The organism is Pedobacter nototheniae, assembly GCF_004335085.1.
GTDB classification, from domain to species: domain Bacteria; phylum Bacteroidota; class Bacteroidia; order Sphingobacteriales; family Sphingobacteriaceae; genus Pedobacter; species Pedobacter nototheniae.
Genome location: NZ_RQRS01000006.1, coordinates 104224 through 128017, shown reverse-complemented (window position 1 = coordinate 128017; position 23794 = coordinate 104224). Strand labels below are relative to the sequence as shown.

The window sequence follows — 23794 nt, the reverse complement described above, 5'->3', positions numbered from 1 at the left end:
GTGGTACCACTTGTTAATGATGTACCGTTGGTTCCATTTGTACCAGCAGCACCTGTATCACCTTTTGCACCTTTAATATTTCCATTTGAAACCCAGCTTGTACCATTGTAAACATAAGTATCGCCCGTAGTTGTATTAATATAAGTATCGCCTGTTGCACCAGTTCCAATTGGAGCAGTGGTACCACTTGTTAATGATGTACCGTTGGTTCCATTTGTACCAGCAGCACCTGTATCACCTTTTGCACCTTTAATATTTCCATTTGAAACCCAGCTTGTACCATTGTAAACATAAGTATCGCCCGTAGTTGTATTAATATAAGTATCGCCTGTTGCGCCAGTTCCAGTTGGAGCAGTAGCACCACTTGTTAATGATGTACCGTTGGTTCCATTGATACCATTTCCACCTTTAATATTTGTCCAGCTATTTGTTGTCGGGTTAAAAACCCATGTTCCACTATCGTTATTAACAATTGTAACCCCAACACCAGGCCCGCCCGTAGTACCTGGTATTCCAGGACTTCCAGTTTTTCCTGGTTGGTTTTCAACGATTATATTATTAGAACGTCTAACAAACACCCATTTTGTGCCATCATTGTAATAAATTCCTGGAAGAACATCGTTTACTGTTGCAGTATTATAAACCATCATACCTGCTACATGAGAAGTTAGCGGTGCAGAATCTGTAGTGCGTGTTAAACTCACTCTTACATGAAGGAAACCTTTATTACTACTTTCCAGTTCCAAAATTGCATCCTTATTAGGCAGATTACTTCCTACAACTGAACCATCTTTTACCTTTTGCTGAGCTGAGGCTACTGCATGGAGTCCTAGTATTAGCCCCACACACATAACTTTTTTAATGGTACTAGTTACGTGGTGACAACAAAGTTCTTTAAAATTATTTGGCTTATCCATTAGGATTAGCCCTTGGATGTTCCGAGGTATTAATCCAAGGATTTTTTTTTGATAGGCACATCCATCTTTTGTGGACAGCAGAGATCGTGAATTTAAGTTCATAAAGATTATAGGATAATGAACATTTTTGTTTGGTCAAGATGAAAGTTTATCACTTGACTTTCTAAAATTAACATTCCCACAATCAAGATAAACAGGCACTTGCGCATTATAACAAGATCATGTCGTGAAATTTATCACAATAGCAAATTGTTGTTATTGAAACAAACCAATATAACTTCACGCAAGTAATTACGCAATTTACCTGCTTGGATAAACAAGAGAAAAGAGTAATTTATACATAAAAAATTATTGCTCCAGAAACTAAGAAACAATAAATTGCGATTACTCATTATATATATAGCATTAATTTGCTATTAACATCTTTAAATATCACTCATAATCAGATCAAACTATCTAATTTTACTATATTCGAACTATTTATGAAAAAAAGAGAAGCCATAGCAATTGTGCTTGATGACCACCATCTGTTTGCAGATTCTTTTTCAGCACTTATTGAAAGGCTTGAGCTTTTCAATTCAGTACATACTTTTAGTGAAGAACGTGAATTAATTAATTTTCTGCTTAAGAATTTTAAGTCACCCATTTACCTGTTTTTGGATTATTATCTAAAAAACACAAATGCCCTACCGCTCATTAACGAAGCCAGACGATTAAACAAGCACGTCACCATTATTATCATCAGCTCGGTAATTAGTCCCATAACAATTGCAAATATTCTGAGCTATAATCCCAATGGCTTCGTAAGCAAATCATCAGGCTTTAATTCCATACTGGAATGCCTTTCTATAATAAGTCAGGGCGAACAGTATATTTCTCCATCAATAACCGAAATTGTATCAAACACAGATATAACAAGTAAGATACCATTCACTGCCCGAGAACTCGAGATTCTTCATTATTTTGCACAAGGACTAACTATTGCCCATACTGCAGAACAAACAAACCTAAGTAAGCATACCATTGTAGCACACCGGAGAAAGATGATGGCTAAGGTAAATGCCAACTCCATTATAGAGCTGTTATCTTATGCCCGAAAGCAGGAACTAATTTAATTCCACTTAGTACAACCAAACATAATTCATGATCTCAAAATCGTTCCCCTCACTAAAGACTTTTTATTTATTGTCTGCCTTTTTTCTGCCTCTATTAATCAAAAAGTCATCGTTAAATTTATAAGCCTTTCTAAGCTACTTATATTTCATTTTTTGAAATTTCATAAGTTTCGGTACCCAGAGGCTTGTTTTTGGGTTGCTATGAGTCCATAGACGGATTATTTGACAAATAACTGAATCTAAAAAACAGTAAAGGGAAATGGCAGGTATTTGTTCAGAAGAAAGGGGAAAAACATTGTGTTTATTCGGCTATCCATTTAACGAACACTATTAAATGGATAGAACACTTTTACAGAAATACACCTCGTAATTAGCCTATTAAAAAATGGCACTATGAAATTAACTATTCTGGTACAAAAAATGGAAAATTTGTATAAAATACACCGTGCAGTTATTGTTTTTACTCCAAACATGCCACGCATAAAACCTATCTATTGTTTACTATTAAGCCTATTGTTTTGCGTTAGTAATAACATTGCCAAATGCCAAACTCAGCAAATTGAACGGGAACGACAAGGACTACCCTTCATCAAAGATGGTGTTAAGCTGGTTAACAGTTTAAACCAATTAGGCGCACTATACCGAAGCAGAAATGTAGATAGTTGCTTTTACTACGGAGTAAAGGCCAAGCGAATGGCAACAAATTTAGGTTACCAGAAAGGGCAAGCAGATGCTGACGAATTAATTGCTTATGCTTTTTTTAAAAGAGGATTATACGCAGAATCTTTGGGATTGCTAGCTGAAATATTGCCAGATTACCAAGCGCTAAATGATCCCGAGAAAATTATTCGGGTGTATTTAGATATGGTCGAAGTTATGAATAAGGGTATTTCCGATAGGCCAAAAATTAAATCGCTTTTGCAAAAGGCCATCCAAACTGGAAAAAAGTTAGAGAAAGACAGCATTATGGCTGAGGTGTATATTAGCTATTGTAACCGAAATCCGAATCTTACTGAGGATAGCATTAATTACTATTTAGGCAAATCCAACGAAATTGCAAATAGGTACAAAGATGATCGAATGCTAATTTTCAATCAGTTGTGGCAAGGACGTTTACTAATTTTAAGTGGGCAAAAACAGAAAGCATTACCGCTTATAAAACAGTTAATATCAGATTCGCAGCGCATTGGTGATCCGAATTTAGAAATTAATGCGCTCTTCTTAATGACAGGTTATTATGACGACAAGCCTAAAACTGCACTTGATTATTTTTATCAGGCTTACCAGGTTGCACAAAAAAGTGGAGATAAGTACTTAGAGATTTATATCCTAAATAATGCTTTAGAAGTTGCAAATCAATTAGAAGACAAAGACGAAATTATCAATGTTCATCTTCAATTGGAAAAGGCAATGTCAGCAGAATGGGAAAAATCTAAAAAATTTATCAGTGATTATATACGATATAATGCTATAGTGGATGACAACAAGTTATTAAATGCTAAAAATGCACGTCGAGCTTTGTGGTTACTGATTGTATCCTCTTGCGCAGCCATTATTGTGCTTATCATCTATCTAATCATGCTCCGCAAGGATAAGAAATCAAAAGCTCAGGTAGATGCGCTTAACAACGCGGCAAATATGCAAATTATAGCTATGGAGGAAGCTAAACATCAAGCGGTTAGAGAAGAGCAACAGCGCCTTGGGCAAGACCTTCATGATGGCCTTGCCTCATCCATTGCTGCTATTAGGCACCAATTAGAGGCCTTATCATTGAATACTCCTGATATTATTTTAAAAAACAAGCTGGATATGCTTTTGAGGGAAACAGAAAATGCTTACAAAGCAGCACGAAACAAAAGCCATGAATGGTTTAGCTCCTCTAACGACCAACAAGAACAACATTTTGAGGAACATATTAAACTACTTACAGATAATTTTTTACCTGAAAGTCGCTACAATAAAAATATTAATATCGATGATAGTTCACTAATAGGTGTTGATTTGGATACGCGAATTGCATTACTCCGTATCATCCAAGAGGCAATTACCAATATTATCAAACATGCCAGGGCTAACAATGTAGGAATCCTAATTTATGAGGAAGAAGGTAACCTCATTTTAATAATCAATGATGACGGGATAGGGTTAAATGAAAAAAAATCCAGCAATGAAAAATCAACTATAGGTTTAAAATCCATCCGTAGACGGGTTCAATCCCTAAACGGGGAAACTAAAATACATTCGGATTCGAAAGGTACTGAAATAACCGTGTCAATACCATTAACGTCATGGTAAAGCGGTAATAAACTGATTTTTATAAGTTTAGTTAAACTCTAAGCGTTGTAAAATTAAATATCAGTCTTTTTTGAAAGTAGCTTAAACCCGAAGAACAAGAATGTAATTAAACATTGAAAAATAGGAAGTCAGCATAAACCGACCTCCTAAAGTTCCTATCTTGTTGTATAGCCGCCGTTTGCAAAAATGGTTTGTCCTGTAATCCACCATCCATCGGTTACCAAAAACTCTACCAGCGGTGCAATGTCTTTAATATCTGTCAATCCACCAAGAGCGGCGGCAGATTTATGATACGCTACCGCATCATCACTTTCTTGCCCATAGAAGAAAGGAGTATCCATGGGCCCTGGCGCAACTGCCGTTACAGAAATACCCCTAGCACCAAACTCTTTTGAAGCTGCCCTTGTGAAATGTTCAACCGGAGCTTTTGCGCCTGCATAGGTAGAATATAATCCTGTGTAAGCAGCAAGTAATGAAGTAACAATCGTACAGATTTTACCATTTTCATTTATTTTTTTACCAGCTTCCTGTAAAAAGAAATAAGCAGATTTAGAGTTTACGCCAAACATAGTATCATACTCCGCTTCAGTTGTTTCGGTAAAAGGCTTTTTCAATACCATGCCAACAGTATTAATAGCAACATCTATACCTCCAAACCTTGCAATTGTTTCATCAAAAAACCTGTTTAAATTGACAATCTGAGTTAAATCACCCTGGAATAGAAAAGCTTCAGCACCCAATTTCTGTACCTCTGCCAATGTTTTTTCACTTTCAATCTTTGAACTTTCACTATTGTAATGAATAGCCAATTTTGCTCCTTTTGCTGCAAAATCTCTACTTAATAATCCACCAAGGTTTTTACCGCCGCCAGCGATCAAAACCACTTTCCCTTTTAAATCATTTCTTGCCATAACTTGTCATTTTTAATACATGTAATGGTATTAATTTACACACAGCATAACAATACAGCAACTAGAATGGAGAATACAACAATAATATGTCATCGAATTTAAAAGAATGGCAACATTTTGTTATCAAGTTCCAATTTTCGCCTTTAAAAAAGTGCGCTTTTTAGCAAGCGTTATCTGATTGGATTTGAAGCTGGCTTTTAGTAATAGTTATAAAAATTTTATTGAGTAACTACCTCTTGTAATTTACTTTCTTTTACTACCGAAGCTCCAAAACGCTGGTTCTGGATTTGGTCATAATCATTTACATAATCAGGGTGTTCTGTACCCATTATTCTATCCCAGATTCTAAAATACAAACCATAATTGCCTTTAAACTTGCTATGGTGCAGGTTATGGTGTACGGAAGTGTTGAATACCTGAAACAGCACACTGCTGCGAAACCATCTAGGTGCCAATTCATATCCAAGGTGGCCATAAACATTGATAATAAAACCAGCAACAACGAAAAGAAATATCGTGATTTGATGCATAGGAATTAAAAATACAATCAGCAATAGAACCAGGCCTTCAGGTATAGCTTCCAAAAGATGAAAACTGTATGATGCCCATGGAGAGGGATTTGTGCTTTTGTGATGAACAAGATGTACAGTTTTAAACAATCTTTTATGATGTAGTAACCGATGCATCCAGTAAAAATAGGTGTCATGTATAACCAAACTGATTACCAAGCTTACCGGAATATACCAAAGCGGAAAATCGCTAAGGTTATCATACAGAAGCGTGTATTTACGCAAAGGGGTTAAAAGAATTACAACAATAATAAACGTAAAAACAAGCGTACTTTGCATGGAGTACCAAATTTCACGAACAAAATCTTTCTTTGAGGCCAGGCGTGCCTGAATTTTAGATTGCAATAACTTCGGGGCGAGTAATCGGTAAAAGAGAAAAAAGGGAATCCCTGCAATTACAAAATATCGGATGGCCGACAGACTTAATATTCTGAAAAATGTTTCTATAATCGTTTCCATAAATTTTAAATTATAGATCAAAGCTAACTAAGCCGAAGGGCTCAGGACGTTAACAAAAGATAATTTCGAATCTTAACAAAAGATAATTTCCATCAACTTCTATCCTTTTGGTGCATGCGCTTACGGATGCGGCTTAGAGATACCGGTGTAATGCCGAGCATGGAAGCAATGTATTTATCTGCTACCCGGTTTACTAATTGAGAACGCTCAGTAACCAACTCCCGATAACGTTCCTCTGGAGATTGCAAAACGAAAGATTCCATTACTTGTAGGGTTTCAGACAACATGCGCATCAGGAAAAAATTTCTAAGTGGTTCCAAATCGGGATGTAATCTGAGCATATCTTCTAATACATCATAATCAATTTCCATTAATACTGATGGTTCAAGCGCCCGGTAAATAAAGCGTGAAGGCCTTTGATGCAGGATTGTATCATGTGAGGCAATAAACTGTCCTTCCCACCTAAGAAATAAAGTAACCTCATCTGCATTTTCCTTGTGGGTATAGGCACGCATAACCCCTTTTTCAATAAAAGCCAGCCGCTTTCCCAAATCTCCTTTGGAAATATATATTTCATTTGCTTCTAAGGTTATCAGCCTTGACATAGCATATAAAGGTTCTATATCGTAAAGCAGTTTCCCGTTAGAATCCGTTAATAATTCAGTCAGCGAATTGATAAAGTGATCTTTCATATTATGATTAACGGTAAATTTTGTAAAAGCGGTTAAATTAAAAACTCTTCTTCCTTGCCAACCTGCCCTAATTTTAAATAGAGGCAGGCTGGGGAAGAAAAAGAATTATTTGCGCTTTCTACGGATTAATAATATGGTGCCCGAGAGAAACATGAGTCCAGGGATTAGGCCGTAATATACAACCTGTATAACTTTAACACGTACTTTATTGAGCTTAATGGTATTATCTTTAGGTTCTGGGCGTGATACATTTATGGGAAATTCTCCATTGGCAAACCAGCTAAAAATGTTTACTGCAATGCTTGAATTGGCAGTTCGCATATTTGCCCTCGCCAATTCCATATTACTGAAAAAGTCGGCATCGCCAGATACCAGAATCCGTTGATCTTTATTGTTTTGTTTTCTAGTTAACATCAATGCCGTAGGAAATGACCCTTCTTCATCTCCATTTCGCGTTTCCACAGTCAATGCTGCTGAATCCAACGTAAATTTACCTTTTTTTAACCAGCTTGTTTTCGCATCTGTCATCAGGATGGGATGAATGTCGAAGGCACCTTTAGGGTTATAATCCAAAGCCGCAGCATCAGGCATGGAAACTACAGATTGGTAAGCATAAAAGGGCTGTAAAAAAGATGACATTGCCACGGCCCCAGCCGATACCAGTGGAGTAACCAGACCGTACGAATAATCCCGACTACGCTGAAGCAAAGTTCCGTTTAACATTTTTACTCCAAGTTCATCCAGCAAAGGATTAACCACATTCTGCTTACCCGGTTCTCCGGCAACCATCAGGTTACCACCTTCGGCAATATACTTATGAAGTTTGGCTAACGCGGCTGCGCTGAAAGCAACCTTAGGATCGGCAATTACCAGAACAGATATGTTCTTTGGGATTTCTCCCTTTTCTAAAGAAACGCTGTCTAAATCAAATCCCTGATTGATTAGTGAACTTCTGGTTGTTTTCTCGTTGAGTAGTTTTTTATAATCACGATCCCCAAGCTTATCCATGCTCCGCTGAAAACCATCCGTTGCAAAAACGATTTTTGGAGGAGTCATAATCAATCGTTTCAAAGCCGCTCCGGTCTCTGCTTCTTTAGGCCACATATTTTGTTCAAAAGGAAAGGTACGTAAAAAGGTTGCCTTCCCTTTATATTTCAACTGCATCACTGTGCGTGAATCCTCTTCGTAAAGATTGATTTGCTTGTGAATTTCCTTAGGGCTCAAAAAATCACTAAGATCCAATTGATTAACACCCGACATAAAAACAACATACTTATTAAAGGTGCTTTTATACTCAATTAAGTTTTTAGTAAGGCCAGGAATACTATCGTAATAATAAACCCATTTGAGGTTGATATTGGGTTTAAACCTTAAATATGGTTCCCATCGGGCAATGTCTGCAATGCGCTCACTAGGTGTAGCCCTGTTGTAAGAATCTTCTATTCCGTTCACATATTCGGTCATTTCAATGGGCTCATCTCCCATTCTTTTCAGGAGTTCCTGGCTGGTTTTAGTTAGTGTATTAACTTTAGTAGCAGTTGCATCATAGTAACCAATCATTGATTGTCGGGAGGTGATGTAAGTTATACTTAAACAAATCACTACAATCAGCGCATAGCGTGCTATTTGCTGTAAAGTTGATTTTAAAACCCTTTCCATTTCCAATTTAGTGATGGTAAAAGCTAAAAACATGGCGGTAATTGCCAGGTAATAAATCACATCGCGGGTATTTAGCAAGCCAGACATAATTCTTTCGGCTCGGCTTGGCATAGACAAACTAAAAGTTAAATCGCGTATAAAATCCATATCCTGACCAACGGTACCTATATAGTTCATAAAGGCGAGCACCACAAAAGTACTGATGGCAGCCACTGCCTGGTAAGAGGTTAAACTGGATACAAAAATCCCAATCGCGGCATAAGCATTAATCAGCAGGTAAGTTGCCAGTAAAGCCACCAGAATATGGGCATAATCAAAGTGCGGAATTATGAAAGCTACGCCTAGAACAAAAAGACTTAAAATGCCGATAATTATTAGGTTGTAGATTGCCATGGCACCAAATTTACCATAAACTACATGACTGAGTTTAACCGGGGAAGAATAGAGCAATTTGATACTTCCACTGCTGATTTCTCTGCTAATAATTCCCATGGTAATTAATGGAACGTACAAGTACAAACTATCGAGAATACGGGCAATGATGCCAATTTTTTGAGCATCGGTAAACAACATGCTCGTTAAAAATGGCGCACTTTTAGCACGTGCCAAATCGGGCATAATACCTGTAAAACTCAAACTAACCTGTATAAACAGAATGATTAGCAGCAGCCAGGCAATTGGGGAATAAAATAGCAGGCTAAGCTCCAGCCTGGCTATTTGTATAATTTTTTTCATATCTATAAAAAGTTATTTTTTTTCTGGCATCAGCACAAGTCTCACAAAATTCTTTTCCTGGATGTATTTTGCCGCCACCTGCTGAACCGTTTTTGTTGTTACTCCATTTAGGGCAGAATTGTAGTTATAGAACTGGTCCAATGGCTCTTTGGTCATGATCTGCGAAGCCAGATAATCCAACCAAAAATCATTATTAGTTGAGCCAGTTTGTAAACCAACCCTTCGGGCAGCCTTAAACTTTTGCAAATTATCTGCTGAAGGTCCTGAAGTCTTTATCGCCTTCACCTCTTCCCTTGCCGAGGTAATTAGTTTCTCTACATTTTCTGGGGCACAGTCAAAACTAATGATCAGGCTGAACCTGCTTTTTAGATATTTAGACATATTGATCTGCACATTTGGAGTATAAGTTCCGCCTTCTTGATCCCTCAGCCGCTGGGTCAGGTTGATTTTTAAAACATCTGCCACCGCATTCATATCAATGGTATTCTGAAGATTATAATCAAAATCGCCTGAATAGGTTAAAAACACGCTTGACTTTTGTTCGTTACCCAGGTATACCGTTTTAGAAATTTGACCTGTCGGAATATGAATACCTACATCCCTTGCAGTTTCATGGAGGTTTTTAGCTGGCAAAGAGCCCAGGTATTTTTCCAGTGAAGGTCTGATGGTGCTTTCATTAAGGTTACCAACAAAAAGGAAGGTAAAACCAGAGGCATCAGCAAAACGCTCCTTATATATTTCAAAGGTTCGGTTTAGTTTAATCTGGCTCAGCTGATCTGCACGTGGTGGTATTTTACGGATATGGGAGTTCCCTAAAATAAAGTTTACCGTATCCATAAATACTTTAGACCGATTATTTCCGGTGGTAGCCATCTCCTCTTTGGTCCTTTCTATCAATGTGGTAAAAGCTTCCTCATTTTTTCGGGGTTCGGTAAAATAAGCATGAAGAAGTTCCAAACTGGCTTGCAAATCTTGCGGAGTCGTAATTCCACTAAAACCTTGATAATCATCTATAATAAAAGGACTTACTTGCACTTTTTTGCCCGCCAGAAGCTTATTAAGTTGCAGCGCATCATAATTTCCTGCTCCGGCTGCTACCGTTAGCTTCGCTGCATTGATGGCGCTTAAGTAATCTGCATCAGCGTATAAACTGGCACCACCAGCAGAAATGCCTTTAAACAGAATCTGATCATTTTGAAATCCTGTCTTTTTCAATAGAATAGTCATCCCATTGCTCAGGGTTAGCTTTTGAATACCAACAGCCTTAATTTCTTCTGTTGATGTGATTTTTCCTGGAGAAGGCTCAACCTTCAATAGCGGCAAATCTTGTACATCTTCTTCAGCATCAGGCAAACTTTGCGTATAAACGCTTTCTATCCAGCGATCCACCGTAGCGGCATCGGGTAAAAATCCTTTATTGTGTTCAGAACCCTTCACTATCACATCACGATCTTTAGACTTAAGGTAGGTATCCAGCAGACTATTGATCTCTTCTAAGGTAATATCAGGAAGTAATTCTGTGGTTAACTGATATGTTTCTTTGATTCCCTGAGGTACATTACCCGTTAGAAAATGCTGCAAGTAAGATTTAATGAGCACCTCTGATGCTGTTTTATCTTTCTCATGCATCTCATCTGACATCTTTTGGAGATAACTCTTTTTTACCCTATCCAACTCTTTGGAAGTAAAGCCTTGCTCCTGCATTTTACGTAATTCCAGCCAAACACTTTTTAGGGCTTGTTCAGTTTCTGCTGGTTTAGTGGTTACCCCTACTGAAAAAGAAGTCAATCCACCTGATAATGGTGTAAAACCTGCAAGTGGTAGTCCTCTAAAACGGTTGTTTACGAGCTGCCCAAATAGATTTTTTAAAAGAACGGTCCGGAAGTCTGTTGTTGTAGTAAGCTTATCAGTGTATTCTTTCATCATTATTTCCACAGATATACCAGCCATTTCTGGATCAAGAAACTGCATATATTGGCCTTTGCCAGTTAATTTAGACTGGTAAACCGTCCTTACTTTTTCATTTGCAGGTTTTTTCAAATCGGAGAACTTTGCTTTAATATTTTTTTCCATCTGATCAGGGTCAATGTCCCCAACCACCAGAATAGCCTGCAAATCAGGACGGTACCAATCTTTATAATAACTACGTATTTCTTCGGGAGAAACCTTAAGCAATACTTCTTCGGTGCCGATTGGCAAACGCATACCATAACGGGATCCGTTGGTATAGAAAGGAATGGCCTTTTCCTGGTAACGCTGCGCAAGTCCATCGCGGTAGCGTTTCTCTTCGAGAATCACATGGCGTTCACGTTCTACATCTGCAGCATCAATATTAGCTTCTTGGGCCCAATCACGCATAATCTGTAAGCCATTAGCTAGCAATTCTGGATTGTCGGAAGGTATCGGAAGCTGATAAACCGTTTCATCAAAGCCCGTATTGGCATTAATGTCTGCACCAAAACGTACACCAGATTTCTCCAGATAATTAGTCAATTCCTTTTTAGGGAAATGTTTGGTTCCGTTAAAACTCATATGCTCTACAAAATGTGCCACCCCCCGTTGCTGATCGGTTTCCAGGAGTGACCCTGCTTTTACAGCGAGGTACATAGTTACCCGATTTTCAGGCGTTTTATTTTTACGGATATAATAAGTAAAGCCATTGGCTAGTTTACCCGTCCTTACTTCCGGATCGAGCAACAAAGGCTGTGTAGCCATTTGAGTTTTGCACGCCAAAGCAAAGCAAAGCGTCGCCATTGACAGAAACTTAAAAAAATTATTTTTAACTAACATGTTGCTGATTTTTAATGATCTCTATAATCTTTTCATTTTCAATAATGATCATTCCCTGACGATCGGTGGTGATTCCAGAAGCCAGTGTATATGGATATGTAGGCACACCATCTCTCATTACAGTTGGCAGATAAGAGAATTGCAGGTTGTTGCAGGCTTTCCTTAAAGCCTCACCTACTTCAATAATATGTGTAGAAACCACGAAGAAACTATTCCTGTTTTCTGCAAAGGCCTGTGTTACTGCAAGGGTTGCATCATAGGCATCTTTTACATTGGTTCCTTTAAATAGTTCATCAAACAAAACATACAAGTCCAGGGATTCGCTCACCGCTTTAGCAACTGTTTTAGTGCGCAGTACCTCTGCATAAAAATGACTGTAGCCCATATCCAGATTATCTGAAACGTTGATAGAAGAGAATAAACCATCTTTTACAGAAAATTCCATCCGTTTTGCCGCCACGGGGAAGCCCATGTGTGCCAGATAAACCGCAATCCCCATGGATTTCATAAAGGTCGATTTTCCGGCCATATTGGCGCCGGTTAAAAACAGCACATTACGCTCGCGGCTCAGGTGCAGGTTATTGCTTACCCCTTTTCTTAATCCAGGGTGGCGAAAACCTTCTAAATCCAGAAGCATCTGATCTGCCGGCAATGCCTTGGCATATACAAAAGCTTCTTCGCGGGCTATTGCGGCAACGCCCATATATACATCTAGTTCATAAATTAGCTTTAATAGCACTTCCATCTCACGCATCATGGCATGTCTGATGGTATAATCATTACGAATCAACTGACCTAGCGAAGGCTGCCCTTCAGGCGAATTCAAAACACTTTGAAGTCTGGAATCCTGCAATATTTTCCATGCGGCATCAACATCTTTTTGATAAATACCCACATTTGGCTGATCCTTTAACTCTGAAAAGAAATCGCAAAAAGCCTGCAACACTTCAATGGTTACCGATTGCCCAGCTTGGAGTTGGAGTAATTCGGCATTGTGAAAAAGCACCTGTCTAAATTTCTTGGTAAAGATGCCCCAAGCCACTCTTGGTAAGGCCGCACCGGCGCCACCAGCCAGGTAATCTTCCATAGATTCTACCTGTGAACGGATTACGGGAAAAATCAGGCTATTTTGCTGAAAAAAGTCAAACAAAGCACTTCTGTTATTTATTTGATTAGCGTCATTTAAAGGTTCGCGAAACATGCCATCCAATACTTTCTCTCCGCCGCGGGTTTGCAAATGGTTAAATAGGCTATAAATAGATTGTTGCTTAAACTTGCCTTGTAGGTTCAAGTCTTCTATGGTCTGCTTATCTGCCTGAAAATGCTGATATTGTGGCTTTACTCCAGTTTTATCGTTAATTAGTTCCAGTACTCCTTCATTATTCACAATAATCATCCCATGACGGTCATCCGTAATCCCTTCACTCAATGTATAAGTGTAAACAGGTTTACCATGCTCCATACGCGTTGGCAGATAGCGGAAGCTCATATTCGGGCACCGTTCCTTTAACACCTCTCCAGCTTCCATAATGTGCGTAGAAACCACAAATAAAGAGTGTGGTTTGGCCGAAAAAGCCTCCATGATGGCAATTGTACCTTCATAAGCATCCTTAACATTTGTGCCACGGAATAATTCATCGAAGATGACAAACAAGTTTTTTCCTGCACCAAGTTCTACAGCAACTTTTTTTACCCGCAACACTTCGGCATAAAAGTGACTGGCCCCCATGGCCAGATTATCAGGAAGGTTAATTGTGGTGTACATCCCATCGCATACCGAAAATTCCATTTCTTCGGCGGCGATTGGAAAACCTAGATGAGCCAGGTAAACCGAGATTCCCAGCGATTTCATAAAGGTAGATTTACCTGCCATATTTGCTCCTGTGAGGAATACAATATTCCCGTTAGGATTCATTTCTAATGTATTGGGGATGGCGTGGCTAAGCAGTGGGTGGTAAACACCTTTCAATCGAAGTCGGTTTTCATCACGCTGTAACGCTGTGGCAAAAGTAAATCCGCGTTCAGTAGCTACCCTGGCGATAGAAATACATACATCCAGAAAATAAATCTGCTGCAAAATTTTCTCCAGCAAACCACGCTGCTGAAAACGCAGGATATTATCGTACTCCACAATTCTGCCAGACGAGATTTTTCCCTTGCCATGATCTTTAAAAATCAGCTCCAGTTCTTTGGCATTCAAGAGGGCTAAAACTGCAGAAACCTGTTTACCATAAGGATTATTTACCACCTTAGACTCAATTTCCTGCATAAACTTTTTTAGTCCCTGAAGGATTTCCATCAACGCCGTTACACTTTGTCCGGCTGCATTAAAATCAGCCATACTAAAACCTTGGTTAGAAAGGCGGCTTCTGGGATCGGTATTTGAAAGATATCTTTCAGCTTCTTCAAAACGGTTACCTTGTAAGGGGAAAGCTGTTTTACTTTTCTGAAAATACCGCAATATCGCTACACGCTCATTTATGGCCTGATGATCAGAAAGTGGACTGCGGAACATTTCCTCCAGCAGGGCCGCACCACCCTGCGTGAAGGTCTTGTTGAAAATATGGTAGATTGAATCGCTCCCCGATTTGGAGAAAACGTTCAAATCATCAATTGTTTGTTTATCAGTTATAAAGCTCATAATTATTTTCTTTTTCTACGGATCAAAAGCACCATACCAAGCAAAATGATTGCGCCAGGGATAACCGCATAATACATTACTTTTAAAGTTTTCACCCCTGCTTTGTTTAGCTTTAGATGTGCATCTTTTGGAGCGGATCGGCTCATATCTATTGGAAATTCTGCGTTGGAAAACCAGCTGAATATGCTGATCGCGACAGAGCCATTTGCTGTTTCCAGATTGCCCCTGCTCAGCTCCTTATTACTAAAGAAATCGGCATCGCCTGAAACCATAATCCGCTGTTCTTTGTTATGAATTTTGCGGGTTAGCATCAGCGTTGTTGGAAAAGTTCCATGCTCATCGCCTGTCTTTTTATCAAACACCAGTGCCGCCGAATCCAGCACAAATGATCCTCTTTTGATCCAGCTCGTGATGGAATCAGTCATTAAAATTGGCTCAACTTTAAAAACGCCCTCGTGTTTGTCTTTTAAAGCTACAGCACCTGACATAGAAACCACTGTTTTTTCTTCAAAAGGTTTTTTAAGCGCTGGCGACATTAGAACTGCTGCAGGGGTTAGCCGTGGGGTAACCAGACCATAAGAGTAATCTCTGCTACGCTGTACCAGGGTTCCATTGAGCATTTCAACGCCAAGCGAGTCCAATAAAGGATTTACAATGGCTTGTTTACCCGGTTCGCTGGCAATCAACACATTACCACCCATTTTAATATAAGTACGCAGATTGGTGAGAGCAGCTGGATTTAATGCAGCCCGTGGGTCACTAATCACCAATACAGCAATATCTTTCGGGATTATGCCGTGCTCCAAAGAAACACTGTCAATATCGAAACCCATGTTAATCAGTGAGGTTTTTGCCAACTTATTATTGAAAAGCATTTTATAATCCCGGTCGCCAATTTTATCTACCCTACGCTGATAGGCATCCGTAGCAAAAACAATTTTAGGCGGTGTTACCACTAAGCGTTTCAAAGCAGCGGCAATCCCTGCCTCTTCAGGCCAACCATCACCATCATCAAAGGTTCTTAAAAACGTCGATTTCCCTTTGTATTTCAATTGCATCACCATTCGGTCTCCTTCCTCACGAAGGTCAACCTGCTTACGGATTTGCTCGGGCGTTAAAAAGCGGCTGGTATCCATATCTCTTGCTTTCGCTTCTTCTTTAAATATGGCTTTTATACTTTTTCCGGGATTAGCAGCATAAAACTGCGGATCAAGAAAATCATAATAGTAAACCCAATGCAGATTGATGTTTCCTTTAAAACGGAGATAAGGCTCCCATTTGGCAATGCCATAAAGCCGTTGAACAGGAGCGCCGATAGTATAACTTTGGTGCAGTCCATTGATATAGGCTGTCACTTCTACCGGTTCATCTCCCATCTTCTTTAAAACATCCTGAACTGGCTTTACAATGGTGTTAACCTTAGTTTCTGTCGCATCATAATACACAATTACCGCTTGGCGGGAACTTAAATAAGCAACTGCAAGCCCAACTACTATAATTGCAAGGTATCGGCTAGTTTGGTAAAAAAAAGACCTGGAAGAGCGTAAGAGTTCTAGTCTGGCAATAGTAAATGACAAAAAGATTCCTGAGATTACGATATAATAAATTACATCTCTACTGTTCAGTAATCCTGATACCATGCGCTCTGCCCGGCTGGGCATGGAAAGGCTATTGGTCAAATCGCGAACAAAATCTATACCCCGCCCAAAACTTCCAATGTAGTTCATAAACGCCAGTACGCCAAAAGTACCTAAGGCTGCTACAATCTGATAACTGGTAAGACTGGACATAAAAATTCCAACCGCTGTATAGGCACTTAAAAGCAAAAAGCAAGATAGCATGGCTACCAATACATGCGGATAATCAAAATGATCTACTACGGCAACACCTACGATAAAGAAAAGCCCTGATACCACCAGAATGATAACCAGATTATAGATAAGCATAGCCAAAAACTTTCCATAAATGATCTCCTTGATTTTTACCGGAGAAGAATATAAAAGTTTGATGCTTCCGCTGCTGATCTCCCTGCTTATGAGCCCCATGGTGATTAATGGGGTGTATAAATATAAACTTCCAAGGATCGTGTAAAGAATCCCCAGGGTTGATCCTGAAGAAGTGGTGAACAGCCGGCTTGTTAAAAAGCCATTATCTCCAATAAGTTGCTGTAGATTCTGCATTGATGCTATTCCTGGTATAAATGCATGGGTCATTTGCACAAAGAATACAATGATTAGCAGCCAGGCAATAGGGGAATAAAATAGCAGGCTAAGTTCCAGCTTTGCTATTTGTATGATTTTTTTCATTCTATAAAGTGATTCTTAGTTAGATATCCTGGACAACTGGGCGAAGGTTTCATCTAAGGAATTCTTTTCCATATTCAACTCACGCAGTCGCCAGTTTTGTCTTGCACTTTCTAATACCAGAGTTTCAGAAATTCCCTTGTCGCCGTTGAAATAGATTCGCAGCTGTTTTTCAGTCAGGTATTCCACTCTGGTAATGCCTTCTATAGCCTGAAAAGCTTCTGCTGGGGGTGCATTCTCCATCACAACCAACATGCTGTGTGGGGCAATATAATTGTCAAACGCTTCCATAGTATCTGCAAAAACGATTCTCCCGCTTTCAATCATCACAATGTCCCTGCATAAATATTGTACTTCAGTTAAGATATGAGTAGAAAGTATCACAGCCCTATCTGTAGCAATATCTTTAATTAATGCACGTACTTCCAAAATCTGGTTGGGATCCAAACCATTGGTCGGCTCATCAAAAACGACAAGTTTTGGTTTATGGATAATGGCCTGGGCAATTCCAACACGCTGCTTATAGCCGCCTGATAAATTTTTGATCAGGCGTTTATTAATATGGCTCAATCCACAACGTTCTTTAACCTCTTCCAATGCCGATTTTAGTTTCGAATGTTCTACCGAACGCAGGATGGCACAATGCACTAAGTATTCATCCACCGTAAGATCCATATATAATGGCGGAGTTTGCGGTAAAAAGCCAATCTCTTGTTTGGCACGTTCGGGCTCCTTTCGCAGGTCGATTCCATTAATGATTACCTCTCCCATGGTTGGGGTTAATACCCCGCAAAGAATGTTCATCGTTGTAGATTTACCTGCGCCGTTAGAGCCCAGCAAACCCAGTATCCCACTTCTAGGGATTTCAATATTAATGTCGCGGATAGCCCAGCTGGTACTATAGCGATGTGATAGTCCAGTAATACGAACAATTGGTTCCATATTTTAAATGTGTGTTAGGTATTTATTCGAGAAGACAGCTGTAATAGCTTTAAGAATTAAAAATCATAGACCAGAAATGGGTCACTGGCAAGGTTGCCTTGAGCATCGTTAGGCAACCACACAATTGTATAGTTTCGGTAGCGCCATTTATTTACTTCTGCACTAATGCTGCCAACATCTTTTAAAGTATATTGGGTTAACAGGGAACCTGATGCCTGATCAAAAAATTCGATCAAAACATCTGTAGTTGCCGAGGTTGCATTTACCGTTAAGTAGTCGGTAACTTGCTTGTAAGCTAAGTTATTTACAGTTTTATCTGTTCCGTTACCTGAGATTTTTACACTCACTGGCCTTTTATCCGGGGATAGATTAATCAAACGCAAACCTGCAACACTATCCGTTAGCCCATGATAAGGGGGCATTTTATTCACCAAAAGCATTTCTGGTTGCGAAAGTGTTCCAAATAAAAACAATGTAGAAGCCTCATTGGGGCTGAGGTTAAGAGATGTTTTATAAATGGGCTTATCATTTGCATTAGTATCTGGAATTTTATAAATAAGAATAGGTTGCTCTTTGGAAGGAAGCGAGAGATGATTATTAGGTGAGTAAGCACGGTACTTAATCCACATTGGGGTTCCCAATCCTTCTGCTGGGCGTTGTTCATTAAAGTTAGCAGCCAAAAAATCACCACCCTGCAAAGCATTTACAATTGTTAAAGATGTTAAAGTTTGTGGCTGAACATCCTTTTTACAGGAAATAATTGCTGAGAAAAAAAGCCCGGCTAAAATATATAGGAAAATTAGATTCTTCATAATGTTCAATATTTAATGGTTGGGTTTGGTTTTAATAATTTGGATTCTGAGTAAGAAAATGATCTCTTTGCAGCTCCGTTTTCGGAATTGGATATAATAATTGGTAATTGCCACGCCAAGGTTGCTTAGCTGAAATTGCCGAAAGTACCTGCTCTGCTTTTCCAGTACGCTTTAGGTCAAACCATCGGTGGCCCCATTCTCCAAAAAGCTCTGTTTGCCTTTCCTTTGCAATGGCTGCCAAAGTTTGATCTCTGGTTAAGCTTTTCGCCAATGGCAGTATTCCAGCCCGTTGCCGTAAAATGTTTAAATCATCAATACCTGCCGAAAGCTGTCCACTAAGCGCAAAGGCTTCTCCGCGGATAAGGTACATTTCAGCAAATCTTAAAACCATATAATATTCAGTGGCCGCACTACCTATCGCCAGGTTATGAAATCCTGTTTTATATTTATATATAAATCTCGCATGATAATTCTGCCCGCTTTGTGAGAAATCAGTACTATCTATCCAAGCTGCTTTACGGAGATCTCCAGGTTCAAATGATTGAAGCAAACTGGAAGAAAGATCTCCGGCAGGCCCTGTATGTAGTGGAGAAGGCAGAAAGGAAAGCGCTTCTGGCACTGCATTGCCCGAAAAATCTTTATTTACATTTTGCTGAAGCTGCCAGATGGTTTCTGAGCTGTTTTTAAGGAAAACTTTGTTCAAATCTGCTGTTTCCAATTGGTAAAGACCAGTTTGTCCAATTACATCCGTAGCCTGCAGAATGGCATTCGCATTATCGCCTGTGTACAGATAAACCCTGGCCAACAATGCTTTGGCCGCCCATTTATTTGCCCGGATACGTTCTCCCCCACCCGCAGCATAATCCGCTGGTAATCCATTTGCTGCCTCAATAAGATCGTTAATAATCTGTTGATAAATAATGTTAACTGCCGTTCTGGGTTTGTTAGAATTTTCTGCAAGATTGGTTGTTAACACTAATGGTACATCTCCAAAGCAGTTTATAAGATAGAAATAGCTAAAAGCACGGATAAATTTAGCCTCAGCAGTAAGCTGGGTTCTGGTTTGCGCATGAAGTAAAACAGATTTTGAAGCCTCAATTCCTTCAATTACTGCGTTGGCACCATAAATGGCTTGATATGCTGATGACCAGATGTTGTTGGTAAAGGTACTCTCTGCGGTTAGCGCATTTCTAGCTAGCTCTCCACTGGAGTTATTTACGGCAAAAATGGTACCTACAATACTCAGTTCATCTGCAGAAGCCCTTGCTGCTTGATTTACCAGCCCACTGGCAAAAGAGGAGTTAGCATTCGTATTGATCATTTGAGTCAATATACCTGCCATAGCTCCTATTGCCTGTGTATCATTATTAAAAACCTTGTCAGTGGTAAGACTGTTTTTTGGATCTGGAATTTCCACCAGTTTATTACATGAAAACAATAAGAATGCTGATAACAGCAATAGAAATTTGTTTGAATGATGGTTAAGCATAGTCATGGTTTATAAAGTCAGTGAAAGGCTTGCAACAATGGTTTTAGCCTGTGGCAGCGATCCGAAATTCTGTGTATCCGGATCAATTCCCTTGTATTTAGTTAATACCCATAAATTTTGGGCATTAATAGAAACGCCCAAGCGTTTTCCATCAAGAAATTTCTTCGGAAACATATATGATAAACTTACCGTTTGTAACCTAAGAAAAGAGGCGTCAGTATAAGCCAAATCAGAACTGGTTATAACTGAATTTGATGGTAAACCAGTAACGCTGGTTAATGCTGCATATTTACCCGATTGCGTGGTCTGTTGCCAACGGTTATTAAAAACTTCAGTTGGTATATTTATCATATTCCCTGCAGGCACACCTGAATAAAATGCACTTATCCCCATTTGATTTTTATAAAATAAACTAACCAAAAGGGAAAAGTCTTTATAACGAAATGTATTGCTCATTCCTACCGTAAACTTCGGATCCCTGTTAATGGTAATGTAACGGTCGTCATAGCCAGAACCTGGTCTTCCTGAATAATTTGAACTAATTGACCCATCTTTGTTGTGGTCTTCAAAAACGTATTGACCAGTCATTGGATCAAGACCAATATAGTGAAGCAGATAAACATCATTTACAGATTTACCAACTACATACTGAGTTGCGTAACTGGAAAATTCAAGGTCTGGGTAACTCAACAAAATATTTTTGTTAAATGATGTGTTTAAACTTAAGTTCCAGCTGAAATTGTTTGTTTTGAATGGCATAGCACTCAATTCAAATTCCCATCCACTATTTTGAACCACCGCCGACCAGTTGGCCGTTACCGCACCGAAGCCGGTAAATAATGGCGTTGGATAGTCGGTTAGCTGGTTACCACACCTGTTTCGGTAATAATCAACATTGATATTAAGATTTTGAAAGAGATTTATTTCGAAGGATAAATCTAGTTTTTTATTTACTTGCCACTGAAAATTTGGATTAACAGCATGAAGACTAACCAGCGGCGTAACCCCGCCGTAGGTATAATAAGGTGTTCCATTATTGGTGTTAGACCATTGGCTGATGTATTGATAATCGCCTACACCATCACTTCCAGTAAGGCCGTAGCTTCCTTTTAATTTCACAAAATCAATAAAAGAAGGAAGATTCTTTTTAATCCAAGATTCTTCAGATGCAATCCATGCAACCCCTAAAGATCCAAAATTTCCATATCTTTTCCCAGGTCCAAAACGTGAAGATCCGTCTCTTCTTCCGCTTAGATTAATGATATATTTTCTGTCCCAGTTATAGTTAATTCGACCAAACAATGCTGCGTATTTAAGCTGTCCATAAGTATCACCCACAATCATAACGGTTGGTGCAAGTTGCAGGGAACCTAAAAGATTATCATCCGTGTAGCCCAATCCATAAGTATTTTGTCCAGAAGTAGTGGTTTTGCTAAGGGCAGTACCCAGAAAAGCTGAAAAATCACCCTTACTTATGGTGGTATTATAACTCATTTGTGGTTCAATGCTCCAGGTTTGGTTATTATTTGTCCCGATATTTAATCCCCCAGTTGGGTTATCAATAGGGTTTTGGGCTGAAATCGGCGATCTGCCCTCGCTCTTCTGGCTGGTGGTATTAAAACCAAAAAGGCTGGAAATTTGAAATCCGTTAAACACTTCGTAAGAAAGATTTAACTTGGTCATTACTATAGTTGCCGTTGAAGTTGATAAAGTTTTAAGCGTTCCAAATGGATAACTATTCTGAAGTCCCACATCGTTCCACTCTTTATAATTTAATTCTCCATTACTATCATAAATAGGAGGCGCATTTGGCGGAAGCGTGGCAACTGAAGGTGTAGAATTGACGTTACTATTAGAATAGGTATAATTAACTGTTAGCGCAGTTTTTAGCCTCTTGTTAAAGGCTGCATTATTAATGTTGATTGCTGTTCCAGCAACCTGATCTGCTCCGCTAACCGTTAAAATGGATGTTGAACGTGTATAGCTGGGACTAATTATAAATTGTGTATTTTCATCTCCGCCAGAAATAGACAGGTAGGTTCTTGTCACCCGACCAGTACCTCCCCATAATTCCTTTTGCCAATTGGTATATCTTGTTGTATCCCATCCTATAATATCTGGGGCATTTTGGAGTGTTAATGGAATTCCGTCATTTTTAAATGCTTCTTTTCTCATTTTCACATAATCCTGAGTATTCAACATATCCCAGTAACGGGTAACCTGAGAAATTCCATGAGAAATACCCGCACTAATCTGCGTTGGTCCTGCCTTCCCTTTTTTAGTCGTAATCAAGATTACACCATTGGCACCCTTCGATCCATAAATCGCTGTAGCATCGGCATCTTTTAGCACATCAATGCTCTCAATATCCAGCGGATTAATGTTAAATAATGGACTTTGACCGTTTCCGGCCGTATAACTTCCATTCTGGATAATCCCCGGAGATCCGTTTTCATAACTGGCATTGCCCCCAACATTGAGGTAAATAAGTGGTACACCATCAATAACGTACAAAGGTTCTGAAGGATAATTCGGACTTATGGTACTACGTCCACGAATTTCAACTTTTATAGTTCCATTTGCATAGCCAGTAGATGGAGTTACATTCATTCCCGGTACTTTTCCAACCAAGGCCAGCAGAGGGTTCATAACTGGCTGCTTTTCAATTTCTTCAGCGGTTACCGAGGCAATATTACCTGTAGAAAAGCGACGACTGGTTTTACCGTAAGCCATCACCTGTACTTCATCCAGCTTAGAATTACTCAATTGCAATCTGATTTCAAGCACGCGATTGCCTATTCCAACTTCCTTGGTGGTATACCCCATAAAAGATACCTGCAAAATGGCATCATCGGGAACATCTTTTAAACTAAACTCCCCTCGTGCATTTGTTATGGTACGGGCCTTCCCATTTTTAACCGAAACAGTTGCACCGGGCAATTGCAGTCCGTCTGCACCATATACATACCCGCGAACACCGGTATCCTTAAAAACATCCACTATTTTATCTAAAACAGAAGTTTCCTTTTGCTGAATAACAATAGATTTTTTGGTGATGGAATAAGTTAGGGATAGTCCTTTAAAAATTTCTTTCAAGGCTGTTTCCAAAGAAGCGTTCTGAAGTTTTACATTAATCTTTATCGAACTCAGATCAGCATCCTTCCAAAAGAAATTATATCCGGTTTGCTTTTCTATAGTGGAAAAAACAGTAGTAAGTGGAGCATTATTTTGTTGGATATTTACGGTTTGGGAGTATCCAACAGCCGCCACTTGCACACAGGTGACGGTGATGATGAAAAAAATCAGTTTCATAACCAAAATGGTTTTACGCATCAGCCGCCCCGTCAGCCAGGCGGTTTCTGCATATGAGGATAAATTCATACGTTTGTATTGTTTGGGTTTGGATTAATTGTCAAGAATTATTCACTATTCCGATTGATCGGATCAGGTTAACCCAAACGCAAA

13 protein-coding genes are annotated in these 23794 nt (G+C 39.2%); 2 read left to right on the top strand and 11 right to left on the bottom strand.

The window, feature by feature from the left end; genetic code table 11:
• Positions 1–1399: 1399 nt before the first annotated feature.
• Both EHC72_RS07420 and EHC72_RS07415 read left to right on the top strand, forming a co-directional pair.
• A complete protein-coding gene (locus EHC72_RS07420; protein WP_131537042.1) occupies positions 1400–2032 on the top strand; it encodes a response regulator transcription factor in 633 nt (210 codons plus the stop codon).
• 393 nt (positions 2033–2425) lie between these two features.
• Positions 2426–4327 (top strand): sensor histidine kinase, encoded by a 1902-nt coding sequence (locus EHC72_RS07415; protein WP_131537041.1) that lies wholly within the window; start codon positions 2426–2428, stop codon positions 4325–4327.
• Positions 4328–4482: 155 nt separating this feature from the next.
• Here the strand turns inward: EHC72_RS07415 and EHC72_RS07410 are convergent, their stop codons facing one another.
• The 11 genes from EHC72_RS07410 to EHC72_RS07360 form a co-directional block, all read right to left on the bottom strand.
• A complete protein-coding gene (locus EHC72_RS07410) occupies positions 4483–5238 on the bottom strand; it encodes an SDR family oxidoreductase (protein WP_131537040.1) in 756 nt (251 codons plus the stop codon).
• 218 nt (positions 5239–5456) lie between these two features.
• On the bottom strand, positions 5457–6266 hold the full coding sequence (locus tag EHC72_RS07405) for a sterol desaturase family protein (RefSeq protein ID WP_131537039.1): 810 nt from the start codon (positions 6264–6266) through the stop codon (positions 5457–5459).
• 92 nt (positions 6267–6358) lie between these two features.
• Positions 6359–6958 (bottom strand): Crp/Fnr family transcriptional regulator, encoded by a 600-nt coding sequence (locus tag EHC72_RS07400; RefSeq protein ID WP_131537038.1) that lies wholly within the window; start codon positions 6956–6958, stop codon positions 6359–6361.
• A 105-nt stretch (positions 6959–7063) separates the two neighbouring features.
• Positions 7064–9352, bottom strand: a complete 2289-nt coding sequence (locus tag EHC72_RS07395) for a Gldg family protein (protein WP_131537037.1) — start codon at positions 9350–9352, stop codon at positions 7064–7066.
• A gap of 12 nt (positions 9353–9364) precedes the next feature.
• A complete protein-coding gene (locus tag EHC72_RS07390; RefSeq protein WP_165585781.1) occupies positions 9365–12067 on the bottom strand; it encodes a M16 family metallopeptidase in 2703 nt (900 codons plus the stop codon).
• A 64-nt stretch (positions 12068–12131) separates the two neighbouring features.
• Complete coding sequence (locus EHC72_RS23060) at positions 12132–14783, bottom strand: MutS-related protein (RefSeq protein ID WP_246029398.1); 2652 nt, start codon at positions 14781–14783, stop codon at positions 12132–12134.
• Between the two features lie 2 nt (positions 14784–14785).
• The gene (locus tag EHC72_RS07380; protein WP_131537035.1) at positions 14786–17089 is read right to left on the bottom strand and encodes a Gldg family protein; all 2304 of its coding nucleotides are present in this window, start codon (positions 17087–17089) and stop codon (positions 14786–14788) included.
• A 15-nt stretch (positions 17090–17104) separates the two neighbouring features.
• Positions 17105–18028 carry an ABC transporter ATP-binding protein gene (locus EHC72_RS07375; RefSeq protein WP_131537034.1) on the bottom strand — a complete coding sequence of 308 codons (924 nt, stop codon included), beginning with the start codon at positions 18026–18028 and terminating at the stop codon, positions 17105–17107.
• A 56-nt stretch (positions 18029–18084) separates the two neighbouring features.
• Positions 18085–18840 (bottom strand): DUF4397 domain-containing protein, encoded by a 756-nt coding sequence (locus EHC72_RS07370; protein ID WP_131537033.1) that lies wholly within the window; start codon positions 18838–18840, stop codon positions 18085–18087.
• 31 nt (positions 18841–18871) lie between these two features.
• A complete protein-coding gene (locus EHC72_RS07365; protein ID WP_165585780.1) occupies positions 18872–20329 on the bottom strand; it encodes a RagB/SusD family nutrient uptake outer membrane protein in 1458 nt (485 codons plus the stop codon).
• Positions 20330–20338: 9 nt separating this feature from the next.
• The gene (locus EHC72_RS07360) at positions 20339–23710 is read right to left on the bottom strand and encodes a SusC/RagA family TonB-linked outer membrane protein (protein WP_131537031.1); all 3372 of its coding nucleotides are present in this window, start codon (positions 23708–23710) and stop codon (positions 20339–20341) included.
• Positions 23711–23794 lie beyond the last annotated feature (84 nt).